The organism is Bradyrhizobium sp., assembly GCF_030646015.1.
Classification (GTDB): domain Bacteria; phylum Pseudomonadota; class Alphaproteobacteria; order Rhizobiales; family Xanthobacteraceae; genus Bradyrhizobium.
The window spans coordinates 26,263-46,680 of the sequence record NZ_JAUSLT010000068.1 but is presented as its reverse complement, the minus strand read 5'-3'; the positions used below and the strand labels follow the sequence as shown (position 1 = coordinate 46,680).

The 20,418-nt window shown below is 64.8% G+C and carries 24 protein-coding genes; 17 read left to right on the top strand and 7 right to left on the bottom strand.

Features of this window, described 5'->3' with window-relative positions:
• Window positions 1-11 precede the first annotated feature (11 nt).
• Genes Q7T45_RS10010 through Q7T45_RS10000 form a run of 3 tightly spaced genes read right to left on the bottom strand, consistent with a single transcriptional unit; the run spans window position 12 to window position 2,369 of the window.
• Entirely contained in the window at window positions 12-1,034 is a 1,023-nt protein-coding gene (locus Q7T45_RS10010) for a DUF6352 family protein (protein WP_304870245.1), read from the bottom strand.
• Window positions 1,031-1,606 (bottom strand): DUF6505 family protein, encoded by a 576-nt coding sequence (locus Q7T45_RS10005; protein ID WP_304870243.1) that lies wholly within the window; start codon window positions 1,604-1,606, stop codon window positions 1,031-1,033. The genes Q7T45_RS10010 and Q7T45_RS10005 overlap by 4 nt, the downstream gene beginning before the upstream one ends.
• Before the next feature lie 7 nt (window positions 1,607-1,613).
• Window positions 1,614-2,369: a biotin/lipoate--protein ligase family protein gene (locus Q7T45_RS10000; protein ID WP_304870241.1), complete on the bottom strand. Its 756-nt coding sequence runs from the start codon at window positions 2,367-2,369 to the stop codon at window positions 1,614-1,616.
• 164 nt (window positions 2,370-2,533) lie between these two features.
• Between Q7T45_RS10000 and Q7T45_RS09995 the strand changes: the two genes are divergently transcribed.
• Window positions 2,534-4,573: a 4Fe-4S binding protein gene (locus Q7T45_RS09995; protein ID WP_304870239.1), complete on the top strand. Its 2,040-nt coding sequence runs from the start codon at window positions 2,534-2,536 to the stop codon at window positions 4,571-4,573.
• Between the two features lie 30 nt (window positions 4,574-4,603).
• Window positions 4,604-5,434 carry an Mrp/NBP35 family ATP-binding protein gene (locus Q7T45_RS09990; protein ID WP_370691250.1) on the top strand — a complete coding sequence of 277 codons (831 nt, stop codon included), beginning with the start codon at window positions 4,604-4,606 and terminating at the stop codon, window positions 5,432-5,434.
• A gap of 215 nt (window positions 5,435-5,649) precedes the next feature.
• Here Q7T45_RS09990 and Q7T45_RS09985 read toward each other — a convergent pair whose 3' ends face one another.
• Together Q7T45_RS09985 and Q7T45_RS09980 are read right to left on the bottom strand one after the other, a co-directional pair.
• On the bottom strand, window positions 5,650-5,943 hold the full coding sequence (locus Q7T45_RS09985) for a hypothetical protein (RefSeq protein ID WP_304870237.1): 294 nt from the start codon (window positions 5,941-5,943) through the stop codon (window positions 5,650-5,652).
• 274 nt (window positions 5,944-6,217) lie between these two features.
• Entirely contained in the window at window positions 6,218-7,183 is a 966-nt protein-coding gene (locus Q7T45_RS09980) for a glyoxylate/hydroxypyruvate reductase A (RefSeq protein ID WP_304870235.1), read from the bottom strand.
• A gap of 130 nt (window positions 7,184-7,313) precedes the next feature.
• On the opposite strand from Q7T45_RS09980, the gene Q7T45_RS09975 reads away from it, so the two are divergent.
• The 4 genes from Q7T45_RS09975 (at window position 7,314) to Q7T45_RS09960 (ending at window position 10,222) form a co-directional block, all read left to right on the top strand.
• Window positions 7,314-7,682, top strand: coding sequence for a YciI family protein (locus Q7T45_RS09975; RefSeq protein WP_304870233.1), 369 nt, complete (start codon window positions 7,314-7,316; stop codon window positions 7,680-7,682).
• A complete protein-coding gene (locus Q7T45_RS09970; RefSeq protein ID WP_304870231.1) occupies window positions 7,679-8,950 on the top strand; it encodes an RNA polymerase sigma factor in 1,272 nt (423 codons plus the stop codon). Before Q7T45_RS09975 ends, Q7T45_RS09970 begins: the two co-directional genes overlap by 4 nt.
• Before the next feature lie 284 nt (window positions 8,951-9,234).
• Window positions 9,235-9,771: an SRPBCC family protein gene (locus Q7T45_RS09965; protein ID WP_304870229.1), complete on the top strand. Its 537-nt coding sequence runs from the start codon at window positions 9,235-9,237 to the stop codon at window positions 9,769-9,771.
• A gap of 40 nt (window positions 9,772-9,811) precedes the next feature.
• Window positions 9,812-10,222, top strand: a complete 411-nt coding sequence (locus tag Q7T45_RS09960; protein ID WP_304870227.1) for a VOC family protein — start codon at window positions 9,812-9,814, stop codon at window positions 10,220-10,222.
• Window positions 10,223-10,284: 62 nt separating this feature from the next.
• Here Q7T45_RS09960 and Q7T45_RS09955 read toward each other — a convergent pair whose 3' ends face one another.
• Entirely contained in the window at window positions 10,285-11,073 is a 789-nt protein-coding gene (locus Q7T45_RS09955; RefSeq protein WP_304870226.1) for an SDR family NAD(P)-dependent oxidoreductase, read from the bottom strand.
• Window positions 11,074-11,202: 129 nt separating this feature from the next.
• On the opposite strand from Q7T45_RS09955, the gene Q7T45_RS09950 reads away from it, so the two are divergent.
• Window positions 11,203-11,586: a cupin domain-containing protein gene (locus Q7T45_RS09950; protein WP_304870224.1), complete on the top strand. Its 384-nt coding sequence runs from the start codon at window positions 11,203-11,205 to the stop codon at window positions 11,584-11,586.
• Window positions 11,587-11,631: 45 nt separating this feature from the next.
• Here the strand turns inward: Q7T45_RS09950 and Q7T45_RS09945 are convergent, their stop codons facing one another.
• Window positions 11,632-12,138, bottom strand: coding sequence for a helix-turn-helix domain-containing protein (locus tag Q7T45_RS09945; protein WP_304870223.1), 507 nt, complete (start codon window positions 12,136-12,138; stop codon window positions 11,632-11,634).
• Window positions 12,139-12,249: 111 nt separating this feature from the next.
• Here Q7T45_RS09945 and Q7T45_RS09940 point away from each other — a divergent pair, with 111 nt between their 5' ends.
• From Q7T45_RS09940 to tolB, 10 genes are all read left to right on the top strand, one after another.
• The gene (locus tag Q7T45_RS09940; RefSeq protein ID WP_304870221.1) at window positions 12,250-12,804 is read left to right on the top strand and encodes a dihydrofolate reductase family protein; all 555 of its coding nucleotides are present in this window, start codon (window positions 12,250-12,252) and stop codon (window positions 12,802-12,804) included.
• 354 nt (window positions 12,805-13,158) lie between these two features.
• The gene (locus Q7T45_RS09935) at window positions 13,159-13,575 is read left to right on the top strand and encodes a YciI family protein (RefSeq protein ID WP_304870219.1); all 417 of its coding nucleotides are present in this window, start codon (window positions 13,159-13,161) and stop codon (window positions 13,573-13,575) included.
• A gap of 130 nt (window positions 13,576-13,705) precedes the next feature.
• A complete protein-coding gene (locus tag Q7T45_RS09930) occupies window positions 13,706-14,122 on the top strand; it encodes a YciI family protein (protein WP_304870217.1) in 417 nt (138 codons plus the stop codon).
• 71 nt (window positions 14,123-14,193) lie between these two features.
• Window positions 14,194-14,934: a TetR/AcrR family transcriptional regulator gene (locus Q7T45_RS09925; RefSeq protein ID WP_304870215.1), complete on the top strand. Its 741-nt coding sequence runs from the start codon at window positions 14,194-14,196 to the stop codon at window positions 14,932-14,934.
• Window positions 14,935-15,040: 106 nt separating this feature from the next.
• Window positions 15,041-15,514 (top strand): DUF2852 domain-containing protein, encoded by a 474-nt coding sequence (locus Q7T45_RS09920; RefSeq protein WP_304870213.1) that lies wholly within the window; start codon window positions 15,041-15,043, stop codon window positions 15,512-15,514.
• A gap of 183 nt (window positions 15,515-15,697) precedes the next feature.
• Window positions 15,698-16,462: a serine acetyltransferase gene (locus Q7T45_RS09915; protein WP_304870212.1), complete on the top strand. Its 765-nt coding sequence runs from the start codon at window positions 15,698-15,700 to the stop codon at window positions 16,460-16,462.
• Window positions 16,463-16,827: 365 nt separating this feature from the next.
• The gene (gene tolQ, locus Q7T45_RS09910) at window positions 16,828-17,541 is read left to right on the top strand and encodes a protein TolQ (protein ID WP_304739620.1); all 714 of its coding nucleotides are present in this window, start codon (window positions 16,828-16,830) and stop codon (window positions 17,539-17,541) included.
• A gap of 54 nt (window positions 17,542-17,595) precedes the next feature.
• Window positions 17,596-18,066 carry a biopolymer transporter ExbD gene (locus Q7T45_RS09905; protein ID WP_304870211.1) on the top strand — a complete coding sequence of 157 codons (471 nt, stop codon included), beginning with the start codon at window positions 17,596-17,598 and terminating at the stop codon, window positions 18,064-18,066.
• A 6-nt stretch (window positions 18,067-18,072) separates the two neighbouring features.
• A complete protein-coding gene (locus Q7T45_RS09900; protein WP_304870210.1) occupies window positions 18,073-19,005 on the top strand; it encodes a protein TolA in 933 nt (310 codons plus the stop codon).
• A 76-nt stretch (window positions 19,006-19,081) separates the two neighbouring features.
• On the top strand, window positions 19,082-20,416 hold the full coding sequence (tolB, locus tag Q7T45_RS09895; protein WP_304870285.1) for a Tol-Pal system beta propeller repeat protein TolB: 1,335 nt from the start codon (window positions 19,082-19,084) through the stop codon (window positions 20,414-20,416).
• Window positions 20,417-20,418: the final 2 nt, after the last annotated feature.

Genomic DNA, 20,418 nt, shown 5'->3' with positions numbered 1-20,418 from the left:
TCTCCAGCCGATCATGCCACGTTCGCGGTCGTCGCGAGCGGCAATCCCGCGACCAGATTCTGCGGCTTCAGCCGCACCACCCTGTCGGCGCCGCAGGCCAGAATGAGATAGACCGGCCTGGTGCCGACGCGCTCGTCGACCAGCCTTGTATCCTCGATGGTCAGGCGCATCAGCGCGATGATGCGCTCGGCGGCATTGCCTTCCAGTTCAGCCCCGTTCCACAGGGCGTTGCCGATCTTCGTGCCCTCGCTGTCGAGGCCGATGAACCAGCGCCAGTCGCGGTCCTCGATCGAGGCCACGGTCTCGACCTTGACGGCAACGCCGAGCAGGTGGGCGATCCAGCGTTCGATCACCCGGGCGAGTCCGGCGCGCGCCTTCGGATTGCCGCCGATGTTCATCACCATCGCGTGGGCATCGGAACGCGACCAGTAGGTCCAGGCGTTGTCGTCGTCCATCACGTCCATCTCGCCGAACGCCTTGGATGGAGCCAGCATCGCGGTCAGCGGTGAGGAATGGATGTCGGCCTGCGCGTGCTGCTGCGCCTCGATCACCTCCGCGTCGGCCAACAGCAGCGTGCCGTCGTGCACGGTGGCGAGCTGGCTGCGGAAGAACAATTCGGCGGCGCGCAGCATGTAGGGATCGTCGCAGCCCTCCAGCGCGTTGCGCAGGATCAGGTGGCAGAGCTGCGACAGGAAGATCGGCGGCATGTCGCCGGCGCCCTTGCGGGCCAGCGCGACATACACCGCCTCCAGCGACGGCGCCGCCACCAGCCGGTCGCGGAAATTCACCATGAAGGTCCAGTTTTCCCGCGCGTCGGCGTCAGCCAGCGCGGCGATATCAGCCGCAGCAACCGGGCGCAGCGGATCGGCCAGCAGGTGCGCATGCAGCCGCAGCTCGGCCGGGCAGGCGTCGGCCGGCGGCATCAATTCGGGCCGCGCCAGATAGGCCATGATCAGTTCGGGCGTCGCGATCAGCCCGCCATGATCGCCACGGCGGGTGAGGTGATGGCCGGAGGCGACCCAGAACTCTCTCATGTGCGATCCCTGGTCATGCGGTCAGTTCCGATCAAGCCCATCAGATCGACCTTTTCTTCCGGCTCTTCGTCACCCTCGACCTCGTGAAAGGTAAAGGCGCTGGCATGGGCGTGCAAGGAATCGGCGTGGCCCGCGGTCTCGCGCGGCCGCAGCGTGCGAAAGCGCTCGCGGATCTCGCCGTCCTCGACGCTGCGCTGCACCGCGAGCAGGGTCTGCGGGGCGTGATCGCACAGCGAGGCCGCAAACGCGACCTCTTCCTCGGCGGCCCCCCGCGCCGCGGCAAGATCCGGTGCGCCGAATTTTTCCAGCAATTGTGCCGCGAGGCGCTCGACCACCGTCTCGCGTTCCGCTTCGCTCGCCTCGGTGACGATGGCCAGCGTCGACCAGCCAAGACTGTCGACGCCGAGAAAGCCCGAGCGCAACGCCACGCGCGCCTTGGGGCCGAGCGCGGCGGGGTCCTGGTTCCAGAACACGAACGCGCCGGAGACCGCCCATTCGCCGGGCTCCGCCGCCCGCTCGAATACGAAGGTGTCGGACGGATCGAGCCGGATGGTGCGCGGCAGTTTCAGCATCGCCGCCTCATCCGAGCTTTGGGCCGCGCGCCTGGCGGTCATACCAGTCCGCCCGCGCCAGCGCCGCCAAGAGGCTGGTCCGTTCCGGCGGTCCCTTTCCGGCGGCGGTTCGCACCAGCAGATCGCCATTGACGTCGATGCCCCTGATCTCGCCGGCCTTGGCCAGCGCGAGCCGCGACAGATAGTCCCGGGCGATCGCCTCGAATCCGCGTTCTTTCCAGCGGTCGAACGCGGTCATCAGGTGCCGCGCAAAGCTTTCGATGATCGCGTTGGTGTCGACCATCTCGAAACCCTCGCTCAACAGCGCTACGCCGGAGGCGGCCTGCACCTCCTCGATATGGGCCATATCGGCGGCGCGCAGGATGACGCCGAACACCAGCCACGCCGGAACTTCATCCTCGGCGCAATCTGTCGGCCAGCCGAGCCGGGCACCGCCCAGCAGTCCGCCATCGAACCTGACGGCGTCGGGCCAGTCGAAACCGATCTCCCGCTCTGGCGGGCAATGCGACGAGATCGCGTCGCCCAGCGCATTCATGCCGGCAAAGAACGCCCGGCGCGCCGAGACCAGCGCCTCGTCGGGTTCGAGCACCACGGCGAATTCGACCAGGTCGTAGCGCCGCACCCAGACCAGTGTTCCCGCGCCTGTGTCGGCCGCGATTGCGCAGCCATGGGCGAACGCGTCGCCAAGCTCGCGCAACGCGACCAAAGTATAGCCCGGGGGCAGATCGAGTGTCTGTTCCACGTCCGCGAGGCGCGACGTCATCGAAGGGCTCATCCTTAATCGCTTTGCAATCCGCCGGTCTATGCTATCCCCCTCCGGCTCGTAACGCGAGCGTGAGGCCTTGCGGACTTTCGATCCAGCAGGTACCGCGGAACCGGACAACGAAGCAACCGTGCGCGCTGCGCGCCGGTTCAGGACATTTGTATATGGGTGCGGTGCCGTCTCATCTCCTGATCTGCAGTTGCGAGAAGACCATGCCGCTCGATGCGGCGGCAATCGGTCGCGGCTGCGGCGGCACCATCACGCAGGCCAACCAGCTCTGTGGCCTCGAGCTCGATCGCTTCAAGGCGGCGCTGGCCGACGGCGCGCCGATTACCGTGGCCTGCACCCAGGAAGCCCCGCTGTTTCGCGAAGTCGCAGAGAATTCGCCGCAGGCTGAGCTCACCTTCGTCAACATCCGCGAAACCGGCGGCTGGTCGAAGGATGCCGCCGCCGCCGGACCCAAAGCCGCGGCGCTGATCGCGGCGGCGCAAGAGGACATGCCGCCGATCTCGCTGGTGACGCTGGAGAGCAGCGGCGTCGCGCTGGTCTATGGCCGCGACGAGGTCGCGATCGAGGCCGCGCAGCGTCTCGCCGACCGGCTCGACATCACGGTGCTGCTGAGCAAACCCGGCGACGTGATCCCGCGCCGCAGCAACGAGTTTCCGGTGCTCAAGGGCACCATCCGCAACGCCAAAGGCCATCTCGGTGCCTTCGAGCTTGCGATCGACGACTATGCGCTGCCGCAGCCTTCGTCGCGCGCAAGACTGGTGTTCGGGTCTTCGCGCAATGGCGCCACCTCGACCTGCGACCTGATCCTCGACCTCTCCGGCGGCGCGCCGTTGTTCCCCGCGCATGAATTGCGTCCGGGCTATCTGCGCGCCGATCCGCGCGACCGCGCCGCGGTCGAACGCGCCATCGCGGAAGCCGGCGGCATGGTCGGCACTTTCGACAAGCCGCGCTTCGTTCAGTTCGAAGCCTCACTGTGCGCCCATTCGCGCTCCGGCATCACCGGATGCACCCGCTGTCTCGATCTCTGTCCGACCGGCGCGATCACGCCTGACGGCAATGCGGTCGCGATCGACGCCAATGTCTGCGCCGGCTGCGGCTCCTGCGCCTCGGTATGCCCGACCGGCGCGGCGTCCTATTCGCTGCCCAGCGCGGATGCGCTGATGCGGCGGTTGCGCACGCTGCTGCAGAGCTATCACAAGGCCGGCGGCGGCGACGCCATCGTGCTGTTCCACGACGGCGAGCATGGCGAAGATATCATCGACGCGCTGGCGCGCTTCGGTGCAGGCCTGCCGGCGAATGTGCTTCCCGTCCGCGTCAACGAGGTGACCCAGCTCGGACCGGAAAATATCGCCGCGGTCTTCGCCTATGGCGGCAGCGGCGCCGTCATGCTGACGCGCGCCAAACCGAAGCACGACATTGCCGGGCTGCGGCGCGCGGTGGAGATGTCGGACACCATCGTCTCGGCGCTCGGTTTTGGCGCCGGGCTGGTGCGGATCCTCGAAACCGACGATCCCGACCAGTTGCGCGTCATGCTGGATGCGCAGCCGGCCGGCGTCGCCACGCCAAAGCCGGCGGGCTTCGTGCCGCGCGGCGCCAAGCGCGGCGTGCTCGAAACCACGTTTCGCGAACTGCATCTCGCCGCCCCCGCGCCGGTTGATGTCGTGCCGCTGCAGCCGGGCGCGCCGTTCGGCGGCGTGAATTTGAACGTCGAGGGCTGCACGCTCTGCCATGCCTGCGTCACCGCGTGCCCGACACATGCGCTCTCGGACAATCCCGATCGCGCCATGCTGCGCTTCACCGAAAGCCTCTGCGTGCAATGCGGGCTGTGCCAGTCCACCTGTCCCGAGGATGTCATCACGCTGGAGCCGCGGCTCGATTTTGGGGCGTGGAACGCGCCGCTCACCGTGCTGAAGGAAGAAGAGCCGTTCCATTGCATCGCTTGCAACAAGCCGTTCGGCACCAAGAGCTCGATCGACCGCGTACTTGCAAAACTCGGCGAGAAGCACTGGATGTTCCAGGGCGCCAATGCAAGGCGTCTCGACGTCATCAAGATGTGCGCGGACTGCCGCGTCGAAGCCGTGGTCAACGAGAGCTTTGACCCGCATGCGGCGCCGCAACCACGTCCTCCTGTCATGACGACGGAGGATTATCTGCGCGCGCGCGACGCCGGGAAGGGCGATCCGCTGGATTCGTAAGGAAGAGATTTGTCAGCCGCTCAGCCAACCATGCAAGCCCGCGCGACCTCGAAAGCGTCCGGCATTCCCGGCGTCAGGCACGTCATCGCAGTCGCCTCCGGCAAGGGCGGCGTCGGCAAGTCCACCACCTCCTGCAACCTCGCGCTCGGCTTCGCCGCGCTCGGGTTGAAGGCCGGCATCCTCGATGCCGACATCTACGGGCCCTCGCAGCCAAAGCTGTTCGGCCTGCGCGGCAAGCCCAGGCAGATCGGACCGCGCATGCTGGAGCCGATGGAGCGTTTCGGCGTCAAGGTGATGTCGATCGGCTTCCTGGTCGAGGAAGACCTCGCCATGATCTGGCGCGGCCCGATGGTGATCTCGGCGATCACGCAGATGCTGCGCGAAGTGGCGTGGGGCGATCTCGATATCCTGGTGGTCGACCTGCCGCCCGGCACCGGCGATGCGCAGCTCACCATGGCGCAGCAAACCCCGCTGGCCGGTGCGGTGATCGTCTCGACGCCGCAGGACATCGCCTTGATCGACGCCCGGCGCGGCATCGCGATGTTCGAGAAGGTGAACATTCCGCTATTGGGGCTGATCGAAAACATGTCGAGCTTCTGCTGCCCGACCTGCAACCACGTCACCCCGATCTTCGGCCATGGCGGCGCCAGGCTGGAAGCGGAGCGGCGCGGCATTCCGTTTCTCGGCGAGATCCCGCTCGACATGCAGATCCGCCAGACCTCGGACGACGGCCGCCCGATCGTCGCGACCGAGCCGGACGGTGTTCACGCGCGGCATTATGTCGAGATCGCCCGCGAAATCTGGACCGCGGTCTCTACGGGCGCGGCGAGCAAGCCTGCGCCGCGCATCGTGATCGAGTAGGAGGCTGTCTTCACCCTGCCCTGGAGGGGGAGGGTCGGCTCGCATTGAGCGAAGCGAAAATGCGAGACGGGGTGGGGTGACAGTCTCTCAACTTCGGCACTGCTCGCGACGAGAGACTTTCACCCCACCCCGCCGCTCATTTCATTCGCGTCGACCCTCCCCCTCCAGGGGAGAGTGAAAGCGCGAGCGCGAAATCACCTTGCCTTGAAGTGAAATTATTTCGCCTTGGCATCCGGCGGGCAATCCTTGCGGACTTCCATCGGCTTGCCGCCGCTTTGCACCGTGGGGGCGGCCGAATTTGTACCGCCGGCGTCAGGCAGGATCGCGCTGTTTCCGATGGCCATGGAGGTGTTGGTTTTATCCTCGCCGTGCCCCGAGGTCGCGGATCCCGTCGTTGCGCAATTGGTCTCGGCCTTGTTCTTGTCGCCTGCCGGCGGCGTCGTTTGGGCGAACGCGGCCCCGGCGGCCATGAACACGACTAGAATGGCAATCGCAGCACGCTGAATCATTTTTGTCTCCTCCGAGCGAAAATCGCTTCTCAAATCCAGAGGAAAGAACGGACCTCGCTGCCGAAAGTTCCGTCCTGGAGCTTTGCGGATTGGGGAAGTAAGGGCGGCGACCTCTTTTCCCCTCTCCCCGTGTGGGAGAGGGTGGCCGCGACGCAAAGCGTCGCGGACGGGTGAGGGGTCTGTCTCAACCAACAATGTGCTTGCGGATAGAGACCCCCATCCGGGGTGCTTCGCGCGCCACCTTCTCCCACAAGGGGAGAAGGGAAGAGGGCCTCTAATACCCCCGCTTTCGATCCACCACGTTCTCCAGCGCGTCGCCCGCCTCGAATCGTTCGATCTGGCGCGCGACGTATTTTGAAATCTCGTCGGGGTCGGTATCGGCGGCGTTGTGCGGCGTCAGCACCACCTTCGGATGGGTCCAGAACCGGCTGTCGGCCGGCAGCGGTTCGTTGCAGAACACGTCCAGGGATGCTGCGCCGAGCGTGCCGTCGTCGAGGCAGGCCAGGATATCAGGCTCGTTCTGCAAGCCCCCGCGCCCGGCATTGATCAGGACCGGCGCGCCCATCGGACCGCTGCGGTTGAGTTTTGCAAACAAACCCCGATTCAGGATCTGCCGCGTCTCCGGCGTCAGCGGCAGCAGGCAGACCAGCATATCGGTCCGCTGCAGGAACGCCTCGAGTTGTCCCTCGCCATGAAAGCATTCGACGCCCTCGATCTGCCGCGCGCTTCGGCTCCAGCCCGCCACCCGGAAACCGATTCGCCGCAACGCGTCGGCGGCATCGGATCCGAGCGTGCCGAGCCCCATGACGCCGACCGAAACGGCGTTGGCCGCCCACTGATAGGTCGGCTCCCAGCGCTGCTCGCGCTGGCAGGCGCGCAAATAAAGCTCCTGGCGGTGGTGCATCAGCGCGTGCAGCACGACATATTCCGTCATGCGGCCGGTGAGGTCGCCGACCGCGACGCGAACCAGCGGCACGTCCGGCAGGCTGGAATCGGCCATCAGCGCATCGACGCCGGCGCCGAGATTGAAAATGACGCGCAGGTTCGGAAACCCCGCGAGTTCGCCCGGCGCGGGCTTCCAGACCGCGGCGTAATGCACCCCGGCGGGATCGAGCGCGGGATCGGGCAGCAGCAACACCCGGCGATCGCCGCAGACGTCGTCGAACCGGCTCTTCCATCGTTCGGGAGACCAGTTTTGAGCCCCGCCATGGATCAGCAGGGCCAGCGCGCCTTTGTTCATTGATTTTTGCCCCATACTTCGCCGAATCCCGGATGACCTTACCGGGGCGTGGTGGCTCTGCAAAATATTTCGACTATCCTGTAGGAAACCTCCGTCACCCCTCGTCTTTCAGTCAACGGGACACGCTCACATGCTCTACGCCATCCTCTGCTATCACGACGAAGACACCGTCGGTTCCTGGAGCAAGGAACAGGACGCCGCCGTGATGACGAAACTCGCCGTCGTGCAGGACAAATTGGCCAAGCAGGGCCGGCTCGGCCCGGTAGCGCGGCTGTTGCCGACGACGTCGGCGACCACATTGCGCAAGGACGATCCGCCGGTCGTGATCGACGGCCCCTATGCCGAGACCAAGGAACAGCTGCTCGGCTTCTACGTGGTCGACTGCAACAATCTCGACGAGGCGCTGGATGTCGCGCGCGACCTCGCGGCCGTCAATCCCGGCGGCGCCTACGAAATTCGCCCCGTCGGGGTGCTGTTTCCCGGGGGCCTTCCGACGTGACCGACGCCGCCTGGATCGATACCGCGCTGACCTCGGCGCGCCCCCAGGCGGTCGGTGCGCTCTTGCGTTATTTCCGCGATCTCGACACCGCCGAGGAGGCGTTCCAGAACGCCTGCCTGCGCGCGCTGAAGAACTGGCCGCAGAACGGCCCGCCGCGCGATCCCGCGGCGTGGCTGATCATGGTCGGTCGCAACGTCGCGATCGACGACATCAGGCGCAACCGCAAGCAGCAGCCGCTGCCGGAGGACAAGGCGATCTCCGATCTCGGCGACGCCGAGGAGCGGCTGGCCGAGCGGCTCGACGGCTCGCATTACCGTGACGACATCCTGCGGCTGCTCTTCATCTGCTGCCATCCCGATTTGCCGGCGACGCAGCAGATCGCGCTGGCGCTGCGCGTCGTTTCGGGCCTCACCGTGAAGCAGATCGCCCGCGCCTTCATTGTCTCGGAGGCGGCGATGGAGCAGCGCATCACGCGGGCGAAGGCCCGCGTCGCCGGCGCCGATGTGCCGTTCGAGACCCCGGGCGCGGTGGAGCGCAGCGAGCGGCTCGCCGCGGTGGCGGCGATGATCTATTTGATTTTCAACGAGGGCTATTCGGCCAGCGGCGATACCGCCGAGATCCGCAAGCCCTTGTGCGAGGAAGCGATCCGGCTGGCGCGGCTGTTGCTGCGATTGTTCCAGACCGAGCCGGAGATCATGGGGCTGACCGCGCTGTTGATGCTGCAGCATGCCCGCGCCGCGGCGCGCTTCGACGCCGAGGGCGCCGTGATCCTGCTCGACGACCAGGATCGGTCCTTGTGGAATCAGAAGATGATCGCCGAGGGACTGGCGCTGATCGACAAGGCGATGCGGCATCGCCGCAGCGGTCCCTATCAGATCCAGGCGGCGATCGCGGCATTGCATGCCCGCGCCGCAAAACCTGAGGATACCGACTGGACCCAGATCGACCTGCTCTACGGCGCGCTGGAGGTGATGCAGCCGTCGCCGGTGGTGACGCTCAACCGCGCGGTCGCGGTGTCCAAAGTGCGCGGCGCCGAAGCGGCGCTGGAGATGATCGAGCCGCTGGCGTCGCGGCTGTCGAATTATTTTCATTTCTTCGGCGTGCGCGGCGCCTTCCTGATGCAGCTCGGCCGCAACGAGGAAGCCCGCGTGGCGTTCGACCGCGCCATCGCGCTCGCCAACACTTCGGCGGAAGCCGCCCACATCCGCATGCATCTCGACCGCCTGAAGCGCGACAGCGCCCCGCGCGATGCGAAGGCGGGGAAGTGAGAGGACTCTTCCCTTCTCCCCTTGTGGGAGAAGGTGGCGCGAAGCGCCGGATGAGGGGTCTCCATCCGCGGAGACAGACCCCTCACCCGTCGCGATGCTTCGCATCGCGCCACCCTCTCCCACAAGGGGAGAGGGGAAGACAGTTCGCCGCGAATAGTTTCGCTCCCCCTGTCGGCCCGCGCCCGGCTCGTTCGTCCTTGAGAGGAGCTTGCGCGACCTGATGCCGTCGCGGCGTTGATTTTGCCGCAGGGACAATTCACAAATAGCAGATTGGAGAGTTTGCCATGCTGAAAGCCGTTACCATTATCGCCGTCGTGCTGGCGATCGCGATTGCGGTCGTGCTGATCCTGGCTGCGACCAAGCCGGATACGTTCAGCGTCCAGCGCGCGGCCATCATCAGCGCGCCGCCGGAAAAGATCTTCCCGCTGATCAACGATTTCCGTCAATGGGGAGCCTGGTCGCCCTACGAGCACAAGGATCCCGCGATGAAACGCACCTACAGCGGCGCAGTGCGCGGCAGCGGCGCGGTCTATGCGTGGGAGGGCGACAGGAATGTGGGCTCCGGCCGCATGGAAATTCTCGAAGCGTCGGCGCCTTCGAAGATCGCCATCAAGCTGGATTTCTTCACGCCGTTCGAAGCTCACAACACCGCCGAGTTCACCATGCTGCCGCAGGACGATGCCACCCGGGTCACATGGCGCATGCACGGGCCGGCGTCGTTCATGGCCAAGATCATGCACGTGTTCATCAATATCGATAAGATGGTCGGCAAGGATTTCGAGGCCGGCCTCGCCAATCTGAAACGGCTGGCCGAAAAGTGAAAGCCGCCGTTCGACACGTCATTCATCCAAGGAGCATGCGATGCAGGTCAATCCCTATCTGTTCTTCGACGGCAATTGCGAGGCGGCGCTGAAATTCTACCAGAAGGTACTGGGCGCAAAGATCGAGGCGATACTGCCCTATTCGACCGGCCCGGCCGACATGCCGATGCCGCCGGACTGGAAAGACAAGGTGCTGCACGCCAGCATACTGATCGATGGCGAGGTGATCATGGCGTCCGACGCGTCGCCGGGCGATTTCCACAAGCCGCAGGGGTTTGCCGTCGCGTTGCAGGTCGAGGATCCCGCCGATGCCGAGCGCCGCTTCAAGGCGCTGGCCGAAGGCGGCAGCATCAGGATGCCGTTCGGCAAGACGTTCTTCTCCAGGGGATTCGGCATGTGCGTCGATCAGTTCGGCACACCCTGGATGGTGAACTGTCCGATGAAGGATTGAACTCGCCTTCACGGTGTTGTCGTCACCTCTCCCGCTTGCTTGCGGGAGAGGGAGAAGAACGCCTACCCATTCCTTCGCTGGCCGCGCAACGTCGGCAGGCCGATGCCGGCGGCATCGAAGCCGCCGTCGACCGCGAGGATCTGCCCGGTGATGTAGCTGGCGCGGTCGCTGCACAGGAAGAACACCGCTTCCGCCAGTTCCTCTTCGAGGCCGTAGCGGTTGAGCGGGATGGCGTCGTGATAATCGGCGCGGATCTCGGGGGTGTGCACCTGCTTGGCCATCGCGGTCTCGACCGGCCCCGGCGCGACACCGTTGACACGTATCCCGAGCGCGGCCAGTTCGACCGCGAGCTGTTTGGTCAGATGCGCCAGCCCGGCCTTGCTGGTGCCGTAGGCCGAGCGCAGCGTCGAGGCCCGCACCGCCGAGATCGAGGTGATGTTGACGATCGCGCCGCCGCCAAATTCGCGCATCAGCGGCACCGCCGCCTTGGTGCACAGGAATGGCCCGGTCAGGTTGACCTCCAGCACCCGCTTCCAGTCCGCGTCGGAGGTCTCCAAGAGCGGCGCGAACACCGCGATTCCGGCATTGTTGACCAGCGCGTCGAGCCGGCCAAATCGCGTGGCGGTCTTGGCGACCGCGTCCGCCACCGCGCCGGCGTCGGAGACGTCGCAAGGCAGCGCCAGGGTCGAATCGGGATTTTTCAGGCCGGCGACCGCGCCCTGCAGCAAGGCAGCCTCGATGTCGAGCAGCGCCACGCGCCAGCCCTCGGCGAGAAACCGTTTGGCTACCGCCAGGCCGATGCCGCGGGCGGCGCCGGTGACCAGTGCGACTTTTTGCGGGGCAGGGAGCATCGGTGTTCCATTTCGCCTGAAGTTGAATTCGCGGCCTCTATAACCCATGCCGCCAGCTGTGTCCCTTGCATGCTGCGTTGCGTCCGGGGCACGCTCCAGCGGCCTGCGGCAAAGCGAAAGGGCCAGCCAATGATCGTCATAGACGTCAGGGACATGACGCCCGAGCCATGGCGGCTCGGTGTCGAGACCCGCATGCTGGTCTCGGCCAGCAACGGGGCTGCGCAACTATGCGTGTTCGAGCAGTGGATCGCGCCGGGCGCCGGCGCGCCGACCCATTCGCATCCGGTCGAGGAAGTGCTGACGGTGCGCGAGGGCGAAGCCGAGATGTGGATGGGCGAGGCGCGGCTGACCGTCTATTCCGGCCAGTCGCTGATCGTGCCGGCCGACCGCATGCACGGCTTTCGCAATTCCGGCAATTTGACGCTGCACATCCACGCCGTGCTGGCCGCGCCGTTCTTCGAGGCAAATGTGGAGGGGGAAAAGGAGACGGTGCGGAGGTGGAGAGCAAGCTAAGCATACACTGCCGTCGTCCTGAGGATGACGGAAACCGCCCGTTGGTCAACTCTTCCCCTTCCTCGCCATCACCTTCTGATACGCCGCCTGCAACCGTTCGCCGACACTTGGTCCCGCCTTGCGCTTCCGCTTTGCGCCGAGATGGGTCTCGCGCAACTCGTCCATGAACTCCGCCCACATCTTCGGGCCGCCTTCGCTCAGTAATTTGGCGCGGATGCCGAGTTCTTCGGTGACATCGAGATATTTGAATCCCCAGCCCGACATCTGCGCCAGCACCGGCAGCAGTTCGATGCCTTGCTCGGTCAGCGAGTAGATTCCCTTCTGCTTGTGGCTGGGGTCGTCGGCCCAGGAGACGATGCCATGGTCGAGCAGCGTCTTCAGCCGGTCGGCGAGGATGTTGGAGGAAATGCCTTCCTCGGACTTGGTCAGCAGTTCGCGAAAATGGCGGTGGTTGCCGAACATCATGTCGCGGATGATCAAGAGGCTCCATTTGTCGCCGACCACCTCGAGCGTGAGGTTGATCGGGCAACCGGAGCGTTGTGGCTCGGTCATGGCGCGGTCCCGAAGGCGCGACGAAAATGCCGCGAAAAAACCGCTTGCAATATCGCATCAGTGACGCCAATCTACAACCAGTTGCATAACAAGAGTGGTTTGCGGGGTGATATGGCGAAGCTGATCATGTGGAACCTGATGACGCTGGACGGCATGGTCGAAGGGCCGAACCGCGACATTTCCTGGCATGAGGCTGTCTGGGGAAAGGAACTGGAGCAGCTTTCGATCGAACAGCTGAACGCCGCCGGCGGGCTGATGTTCGGCCGCGTCACCTATCAATTGATGGCGAGCTACTGGCCGACCGCGTCAGGGGAGTCAGGCGAGATCGCGGACTTCATGAACGCTGCGCCGAAATATGTGTTCTCGCGCACGCTGACGCGATCGGACTGGAACAACACGCAGATGTTCGGCGCCGATGTGCCCGGCACGGTCGCCCGGCTGAAGCGCGAGAGCAAAAAGGATATCTTCCTGTTCGGCAGCGCCGATCTGGCGGCGAGCCTCGTTCGGCACGGGCTGATCGACGAATTCCGGATCGGGATAGCTCCGGTCACCCTCGGCGGCGGCACGCCGCTGTTCAAGCCGGACGAGCGCGTCAAGCTCAGGCTGATCGACTCCCGGGCGCACTCGACCGGCGTCGTCATCCTGCGCTACGAACCGGCGAAATGACGGAGGGCTGATCGACGTCCGTTTCGGCGCCACCTGCGAAAACGGCGTCTTCGTCTAGCAGCACCCTCCGACCTCATCCTGAGGAGCCGCGCGCGCTTCGCGCGGCGTCTCGAAGGATGGCATCAGGTCGTGTGCCAGATGGTTCGAGACGCACGTTGGCAGCGCAAAGGCGCTGCCGACGTGCTCCTCACCATGAGGGAGATGGGTCTGCCGCCCACGGAGGCTCCGCAATGGCCTCCGAAGTAATTTCGTCGGACATGTCGGCGCCGCAAACCCGCGTTCGTCTTGTTGAGGAGCGGCGGCTTCCCCGACAACGGGGAACCGGCCGGATAAATCGACAAACGGAGCGTGACGATGCGATGCATGGTGATTGTGAAGGCGAGCAAGGACACCGAGGCCGGGGTGATGCCGGGCACGGAACTGCTCACCGCGATGGGCAAGTTCAACGAGCAGATGGTGAAGGCCGGCGTCATGCTGGCGGGCGAGGGGCTGCATCCGACAGCGAAAGGCGCCCGGATCAAATATTCCGGCAAAGCGCCTGATGTGAGCCACGGTCCGTTTGCCGTGACCAGCGATCTGGTCGCCGGCTTCTGGCTGATTCAGGTCAAGTCGCTGGACGAGGCGATCGACTGGATGAAGCGCGCGCCGTTCGACGGCGGCGCCGAAATCGAAATCCGTCAGGTCTTCGATACCGAGGATTTTGGTGAAGCGCTGACGCCCGAACTGCGCGAGCAGGAGACGCGGCTGCGTGCGCAGGTGGGGAGGAAGTGACGGTCCCTCGACCGTCATTCCGGGGCAGCCCGCAGGGCTGAACCTGGAATCCATAGATTGCCTCGCGAGATTCCGGGTTCGATGCTCCGCATCGCCCCGGAATGACGACCTCTCAGAAGGACACCCGACCATGCGATTCATGATGCTGATGATCCCCCTCGGCTACGAGTCCGCGCCGCCGGACGTCCAGCTCGATCCCGAGCGCGTGAAGTCGATGATGAAATTCAACAAGGCGCTGCAGGATGCCGGCGTGCTGATCGCGCTCGACGGCCTGCACCCGCCATCGATGGGCGCGCGGGTTTCCTTCAGGACCGGCAAGCCGCTGGTGACCGACGGTCCGTTTGCCGAAGCCAAGGAAGTGCTCGGCGGTTACTGGATGATCGAGGTCAAGTCGCGCGAGGAGGCGATCGCCTGGGCCAAAAAGTGCCCGGCCTCCGGGAACGAGATCATCGAAATCCGCCAGGTGCAGGAAATGAGCGATTGGTCGGAAGAAGTACAGGACGCCATGGGCGGATTGCCCGAGCTGCGGAAGGGCAGTGCGCGTTAATCTTTATGAACGAAGGTTCCGCGGCCTGCCGCTAGTGACCTTTGCCGCCGGCTCATGTAAAAGCCTTTCACATGAGCTGGCGCAAGGAACAACGCCGCGCCGAGCGCGGTTATCATCACGGCAATCTGAAAGAGGCGCTGCTGCAGGCGGCGCTCGGACTGATTGCGGAAAAAGGCCCTGGTGGATTCACCTTTGCCGATGCCGCGCGCATGGCCGGCGTCAGCCCGGCCGCGCCCTACCGGCATTTTCGTGACCGCGACGAGCTGTTGTCCAGCATCGCGCAGCGCGGTTTCGAGCAGTTCGAGGCGCAGCTGACGGAAGCCTGGGACGACGGCCGTCCCGACACCGTCACCGCGTTCGAGCGGCTCGGAAAAGCCTATCTCGCCTTTGCCCACAACGAGCCCGCGTTCTACTCGGCGATGTTCGAATCCGGCCTTCCTGTCGATCTCAGCCCCACCTTGCAGGCAGCGAGCGAACGCGCCTTCGGTGTGATCAGGGCTGCCGCCGAACGTCTCGCCGCCATGGTTCCGCCCGGCATGCCGCGGCCACCGGCGATGATGATGGCGCTGCACATCTGGTCGATGTCGCACGGCGTGGCGTCGCTGTTCGCGCGAGGCGACCAGGCCCGTCGCAAGCTGCCGATGTCGGCGGAGGATCTGCTGGAAGCGGAAGTGCTGATTTATCTGCGCGGATTGGGTTTCCCAACCGACCGCAGGCCGTCCGGTCCGAGCGATCCATCGGCAAAGACGGCCACGCCGCCCCCCTTGCCACCCGCCGGCCCTCCCGCCGGCCCTTGGGGCACCCCAAAATAAATTCGGCGCCGCCGCTGGCGCCCGGCTTGACAAAAACCCGGGATCGTTTATCTATGTAAATGTTATTTACATTCACAACGGCGTGATCGCCGTGACGGAGAGGGAAATGGCCTACACCGCAGATGTCAATCGATGGCGCGGCCCCACTGAAGAGGTCCACCGCCCGCATATGTTTGATTCGCCGTGGCACCCCGGCTGGATCGCCGTGACCGTGCTGGGCTTCATCATCTGGTGGCCGATCGGCCTCGCCCTTCTCTTTTTCACACTCGGGAGCAGAAAAATGGGTTGCTGGAGCAATCAGAACCGTTTCGCCAACAAGATGGAGCGGATGCAGTACAAGATGGACCGGATGCGTGAGCGCGGCGGTTTCGGCTTCGGCTTCGGCGGCACGCCCTCCAGCGGCAACCGCGCCTTCGACGAATACCGCGTCGAGACGCTGAAGCGGCTCGAGGAAGAGCAGGTCGAATTCAAGGATTTCCTCGATCGCCTGCGCCACGCCAAGGACAAGGCCGAGTTCGACCAGTTCATGGCGCAGCACAAGCAGCGTCCGACCCCGCCGAACGACCAGCCGCAGGGCTGAACGACAAGGCTGAACGATCCGAAGTCAAAGCCTCGGGCGTAGTGCCCCCACAGAACCCGATGGCGACAACGCCGCCCGTTTGCGAAAGCAGACGGGCGGTTTTGTTTATGCGCCGCGCCTTCGCGCTGGCGCCGTGCCCTGTTGGGGCCTAGATTTCGTATCGGCGATACCGAGGCGGACGGCATGATCCACAACGAAATTGCACCAGCCGATCAGCTTTGGCTGTCGGTGCGCCGCGAGGCCGAAGCCGCTCTGGCCCGCGATCCGCTGTTCGGCGCCTCCCTGTCGGCTTCGATCCTCGATCATTCCGACCTCGGCTCCGCGGTGGCCCATCAGATCGGCGAGCGGCTCGGCAAGCGCGCGGCCGACCGCCAGCTTTTCGCACACGTCGCGCGCGAGGCGTTTGCGGCCTCTCCGGATCTGGTCGATGCGGCGAGCCGCGATCTGCAGAGCATTGCCGTTCATGATCCCGCGACAACCGGATTGCTGCCGCCGCTGTTGAACTTCAAGGGCTACGTCGCCCTGCAGGCCTTCAGGGTGTCCAGCCGGCTTTGGCGTCAGGGCCGCACCGATCTCGCACTCTTGACGCAAAGCCTGTCGTCCGATTGCCTCCAGGTCAGCATTCACCCCTCTGCCTCGATTGGAACCGGGGTGTTCCTCGATCATGCCACCGGCATCATCGTGGGGGCGTTCGCCGTCATCGGCGATGACACTATTATCCTCCAAAACGTCACGGTTGGCCGGAGGCCGTCGCTTCCGAACCACGCCCCCCGGATCGGCCGCGGAGTCCTGCTCAGCGCGGGGGCCACGGTTCTCGGCGACATCCGCATCGGCGACTTCGCCAGGATCGGCGCCGGCTCGCTGGTCGAAAATGACGTCCCGGGCGGCTGCACCGCCGTCGGGGTGCCCGCGCGCCTGACCAACTGCCCGGAAGAGGTATCTGCGTAGGGCGGACATATGCCGCGCGTCCAGGCCTTCTATCTGTGCATGGGGTTGTTTTCGCGTTTTTGTGCCGGCCTCGGCTTCGAGCCCCGATGCAAGCGCTCCCGCCCCGATTTCCCGCTCGCAAAATCCCCTTTGGTAACCGTCCGTTAACCATGATTAGCGTCTGGTTAGGAGCGGAAAGACGCGCCGATAGCCCTCGTTTTGACACGTTGGCAGGGGATGCAGGACCCGGCTTTGGACGGGCCACCCATGCGACACAGAACAAGGCTCTCGCGCAGGCTTACCGCCGCGGCTGACGCGCGGCTGTGGAACCGGCAGCTTACGGCTTCCGGGGGATTTGGGACATCTGCGTTGAGAGGATACCGGACATGAATCCCGCCGACGTGGCCCAGTCAGCCCTGCCGCTGGCCTCCACCGACGTCTCGCTGATCACCCTGTTCCTGCAGGCCCACTGGGTCGTGAAAACGGTCATGCTGGGACTGCTGGCCTGTTCCGTCTGGGTCTGGGCGATCGCGATCGACAAGATATTTCTCTATTCGCGCACCAAGCGCGCGATGGATCGCTTCGAACAGGCATTCTGGTCGGGGCAATCGATCGAGGAACTCTACCGCGCGCTGTCGGCCAAGCCGACGCAGTCGATGGCGGCGTGTTTCGTCGCGGCGATGCGCGAATGGAAACGGTCGTTCGAAAGCCAGTCGCGGTCCTTCGCCGGCCTGCAGATGCGGATCGAGAAGGTCATGAACGTCTCGATCGCCCGCGAGGTCGAGCGGCTGGAACGGCGCCTGCTGGTGCTGGCGACGGTCGGCTCGGCGGGCCCCTTCGTCGGCCTGTTCGGCACGGTCTGGGGCATCATGTCGAGCTTCCAGTCGATCGCCGCCTCCAAGAACACCTCGCTGGCGGTGGTGGCGCCCGGTATCGCGGAGGCGCTGTTTGCCACCGCAATCGGCCTTATCGCCGCCATTCCGGCGACTATTTTCTACAATAAGTTCACGTCCGAGGTGAACCGGCAGGCCCAGCGGCTGGAAGGCTTTGCCGACGAATTTTCAGCGATCCTGTCGCGCCAGATCGACGAGCGGGCGTGAGGACAGGATCTTGAGGGCCGATATATATTGTGAGCGCATTGTGAGCATCCGATCATGTCGATGAACATGGCAGGGGCGTCTGGCGGCGGCGGGCGGCGTGGCCGGCGCCGCGCGGCTGTGATGGCCGAGATCAACGTCACCCCGATGGTCGACGTGATGCTGGTGCTGCTGATCATCTTCATGGTGGCGGCGCCGCTGATGACGTCGACCATCGATATCGACCTGCCGGTGGCGAGCGGCGGCAAGTCGCTGGCCTCGAACGCGCCGCCGCTGACCCTGTCCGTCAAGCGCACCGGCGGTGCCTGCAATTCCAACATCGAGCTCTATCTCGGGGAAACGCTGATTACGGCCGCCGAGTTGCAGCCCAAGATCAAGGCGATCCGGGAAACCAGGTCGGATGCCGACAGCGTCGTCTACCTCCGGGGCGACAAGGATGTCTGCTATACGGATATGATGAAATTGCTGGGCTATATTCGCACCGCGGGCTTCAAGGCGAATATCGTTATCGTTCCCGAGGGGGGATGAGCTGACGTGAAGGTCAAGGTCGACAAAACGCTGATTGCCTCGGTTGCCCTGCACGTCTGCGTGCTGGGCTGGGGCCTGATGTCGTTTTCGTCCAAGGCCTTTGACCTGATGCCGGAAGATTCCGTGCCGGTCGACGTCATTTCCTCCGATCAGCTCGCCAAGGTCATGGCCGGCATGAAAACCGGCCAGAAGGCACCCACGCCGCTGGTGGAGAAGGTCGCCGAAGCCAAGCCCGTGGAAGACGCGGTCGGCAAGATCACCGAGAAGCCGCCTGTCGTGACCGAGACGACGCCGCCGCCGGCGCCGGAAAAGCCGGTCGAGAAGAAGCCCGATCCGCCCAAGCCGGTCGCCGAGGCCAAGCCCAAGGAAGAACCTAAAAAGGAAGAGCCGAAGCCGATCGAGAAGAAGCCGGATCCGAAGGTCGATCCGATCGCCGAAGCCATCAAGAAGGAAGAGAAGAAGCCGAAGCCGCCGGTGCAGGCCGCCAAGCCGCCGGAGCCGGTGAAGCCGAAGACCGAGCGCGCCTTCGATCAGTCGAAGATCGCAGCCCTGCTCGACAAGCGCGATCCCTCCAGGCAGGCCGTCACCGGCGATACGCTGAATTCCAATGCCGCACTCGGCCTCGCCAAGGGCAAGGCCGCGGATAATTCGGCGACCTGGGGCGCGCTGTTCCAGGCCCAGGTCGAGCGCTGCTGGAAGAAGCCCTATGGCGGCATCGAGGCCCAGAAATCGGAAGCCGCCTTCGCCATCAAGCTGAAGCGCGACGGCACGCTGGAAGGGATGCCGGTTCCGGAAGGCACGCCGGCCACGCCTTATCTTCGGGTCTATCAGGAGAGCGCGCTGCGCGCGATCATCGAGTGCCAGCCGTATAAATTGCCCGCGGCCTATTTCGATGAATGGAAATATTTCGCGCCCGTGTTTACCGAACGAAAGACTTGAACGCGCTCGCCCCGTGGACGAACGCCAATATGGAACAAAGTCCGTAACAATGACTGACAACAATGAATTGCCCGAGATGCCGTTCCGCCTGAGCCGCCGCCAGATCATCTCCGGAATGGCCGCGCTCGGCATGGTGACGGGCTCTGCCCGCCACGCCTTGGCGCAAGGGCCGAAGCGCGTGATCATTCCCGAGGGCGACTTTGCGCCCCTGCCGATCGCGATCCCGAATTTCGTGGCGGGAACGCCTGCCGATGCCGAGGTCGGCGTCGGCGTAACGCAGGTCATCACCAACAACCTCAAGCGCAGCGGGCTGTTCGCGCCGATCGATCAGGCGGCCTATATCGAAAAAGTCATCAATATCGATGCGGCGCCGCAGTTCCAGAACTGGAAGACCATCAACGCCCAGGCGCTGGTGACGGGACGCATGACCCGGCAGGGCGACGGGCGGCTGAAGGCCGAATTCCGTCTCTGGGACGTCAACACCGCCCAGCAGCTGGCCGGCCAGCAGTACTTTACCTCGCCGGAATACTGGCGGCGGATCGCGCACATCATCTCTGACCAGATCTACGAACGGCTGACCGGCGAAAAGGGCTATTTCGACAGCCGCATCGTGTTCGTCGATGAGACCGGGCCCAAGGAGCGGCGCGTCAAGCGGCTGGCGATGATGGATCAGGACGGTGCCAATGTCCGCTATCTGACCCGCGGCGCCGACCTCGTGCTGACGCCGCGGTTCTCGCCGTCGACCCAGGAAATCACCTATATGGAATTCGGCCAGGGCGACCCGCGTGTTTATCTGTTCAACATCGAAACCGGGCAGCGCGAGATCGTCGGCAACTTTCCGGGCATGTCGTTCTCGCCGCGCTTCTCGCCGGACGGCCAGCGCGTGATCATGAGCCTGCAGCAGGGCGGCAATTCGAACCTGTTCGTGATGGACCTGCGCTCGAAGTCGACCACGCGCCTGACCGACACGCCCGCCATCGATACCTCGCCGTCCTATTCGCCCGACGGCAGCAGGATCTGCTTCGAATCCGACCGGGGCGGCAAGCCTCAGATCTATGTCATGGCGGCGACCGGCGGCCCGGCGCAGCGCATCTCCTTCGGCGAAGGCAGTTACTCCACGCCGGTGTGGTCGCCGCGCGGCGACTATATCGCCTTCACCAAGCAGGGCGGCGGACAGTTCTCGATCGGCATCATGAAGACCGACGGTTCGGGCGAGCGCCTGCTCACCTCCGGCTACCATAATGAAGGCCCGACCTTCGCGCCGAACGGCCGTGTCCTGATGTTCTTCCGCGAACCCGGTGGCGGCGGCGGGCCGTCGTTGTTCACGGTGGATATTTCCGGCCGCAATGAACAAAAGGTCCCGACCCCCGGTTTCGCGTCCGATCCGGCCTGGTCGCCCCTGCTGTCATGAGT

Bases quoted from the DNA above. Each gene is read 5' to 3' on its own strand.
- Q7T45_RS10010 (WP_304870245.1), bottom strand. From the start codon at position 1,034: ATGAGAGAGTTCTGGGTCGCCTCCGGCCATCACCTCACCCGCCGTGGC.
- Q7T45_RS10005 (WP_304870243.1), bottom strand. From the start codon at position 1,606: ATGCTGAAACTGCCGCGCACCATCCGGCTCGATCCGTCCGACACCTTC.
- Q7T45_RS10000 (WP_304870241.1), bottom strand. From the start codon at position 2,369: ATGACGTCGCGCCTCGCGGACGTGGAACAGACACTCGATCTGCCCCCG.
- Q7T45_RS09995 (WP_304870239.1), top strand. From the start codon at position 2,534: ATGGGTGCGGTGCCGTCTCATCTCCTGATCTGCAGTTGCGAGAAGACC.
- Q7T45_RS09990 (WP_370691250.1), top strand. From the start codon at position 4,604: ATGCAAGCCCGCGCGACCTCGAAAGCGTCCGGCATTCCCGGCGTCAGG.
- Q7T45_RS09985 (WP_304870237.1), bottom strand. From the start codon at position 5,943: ATGATTCAGCGTGCTGCGATTGCCATTCTAGTCGTGTTCATGGCCGCC.
- Q7T45_RS09980 (WP_304870235.1), bottom strand. From the start codon at position 7,183: ATGAACAAAGGCGCGCTGGCCCTGCTGATCCATGGCGGGGCTCAAAAC.
- Q7T45_RS09975 (WP_304870233.1), top strand. From the start codon at position 7,314: ATGCTCTACGCCATCCTCTGCTATCACGACGAAGACACCGTCGGTTCC.
- Q7T45_RS09965 (WP_304870229.1), top strand. From the start codon at position 9,235: ATGCTGAAAGCCGTTACCATTATCGCCGTCGTGCTGGCGATCGCGATT.
- Q7T45_RS09960 (WP_304870227.1), top strand. From the start codon at position 9,812: ATGCAGGTCAATCCCTATCTGTTCTTCGACGGCAATTGCGAGGCGGCG.
- Q7T45_RS09955 (WP_304870226.1), bottom strand. From the start codon at position 11,073: ATGCTCCCTGCCCCGCAAAAAGTCGCACTGGTCACCGGCGCCGCCCGC.
- Q7T45_RS09950 (WP_304870224.1), top strand. From the start codon at position 11,203: ATGATCGTCATAGACGTCAGGGACATGACGCCCGAGCCATGGCGGCTC.
- Q7T45_RS09945 (WP_304870223.1), bottom strand. From the start codon at position 12,138: ATGACCGAGCCACAACGCTCCGGTTGCCCGATCAACCTCACGCTCGAG.
- Q7T45_RS09940 (WP_304870221.1), top strand. From the start codon at position 12,250: ATGGCGAAGCTGATCATGTGGAACCTGATGACGCTGGACGGCATGGTC.
- Q7T45_RS09935 (WP_304870219.1), top strand. From the start codon at position 13,159: ATGCGATGCATGGTGATTGTGAAGGCGAGCAAGGACACCGAGGCCGGG.
- Q7T45_RS09930 (WP_304870217.1), top strand. From the start codon at position 13,706: ATGCGATTCATGATGCTGATGATCCCCCTCGGCTACGAGTCCGCGCCG.
- Q7T45_RS09925 (WP_304870215.1), top strand. From the start codon at position 14,194: ATGAGCTGGCGCAAGGAACAACGCCGCGCCGAGCGCGGTTATCATCAC.
- Q7T45_RS09920 (WP_304870213.1), top strand. From the start codon at position 15,041: ATGGCCTACACCGCAGATGTCAATCGATGGCGCGGCCCCACTGAAGAG.
- Q7T45_RS09915 (WP_304870212.1), top strand. From the start codon at position 15,698: ATGATCCACAACGAAATTGCACCAGCCGATCAGCTTTGGCTGTCGGTG.
- tolQ (WP_304739620.1), top strand. From the start codon at position 16,828: ATGAATCCCGCCGACGTGGCCCAGTCAGCCCTGCCGCTGGCCTCCACC.
- Q7T45_RS09905 (WP_304870211.1), top strand. From the start codon at position 17,596: ATGTCGATGAACATGGCAGGGGCGTCTGGCGGCGGCGGGCGGCGTGGC.
- tolB (WP_304870285.1), top strand. From the start codon at position 19,082: ATGCCGTTCCGCCTGAGCCGCCGCCAGATCATCTCCGGAATGGCCGCG.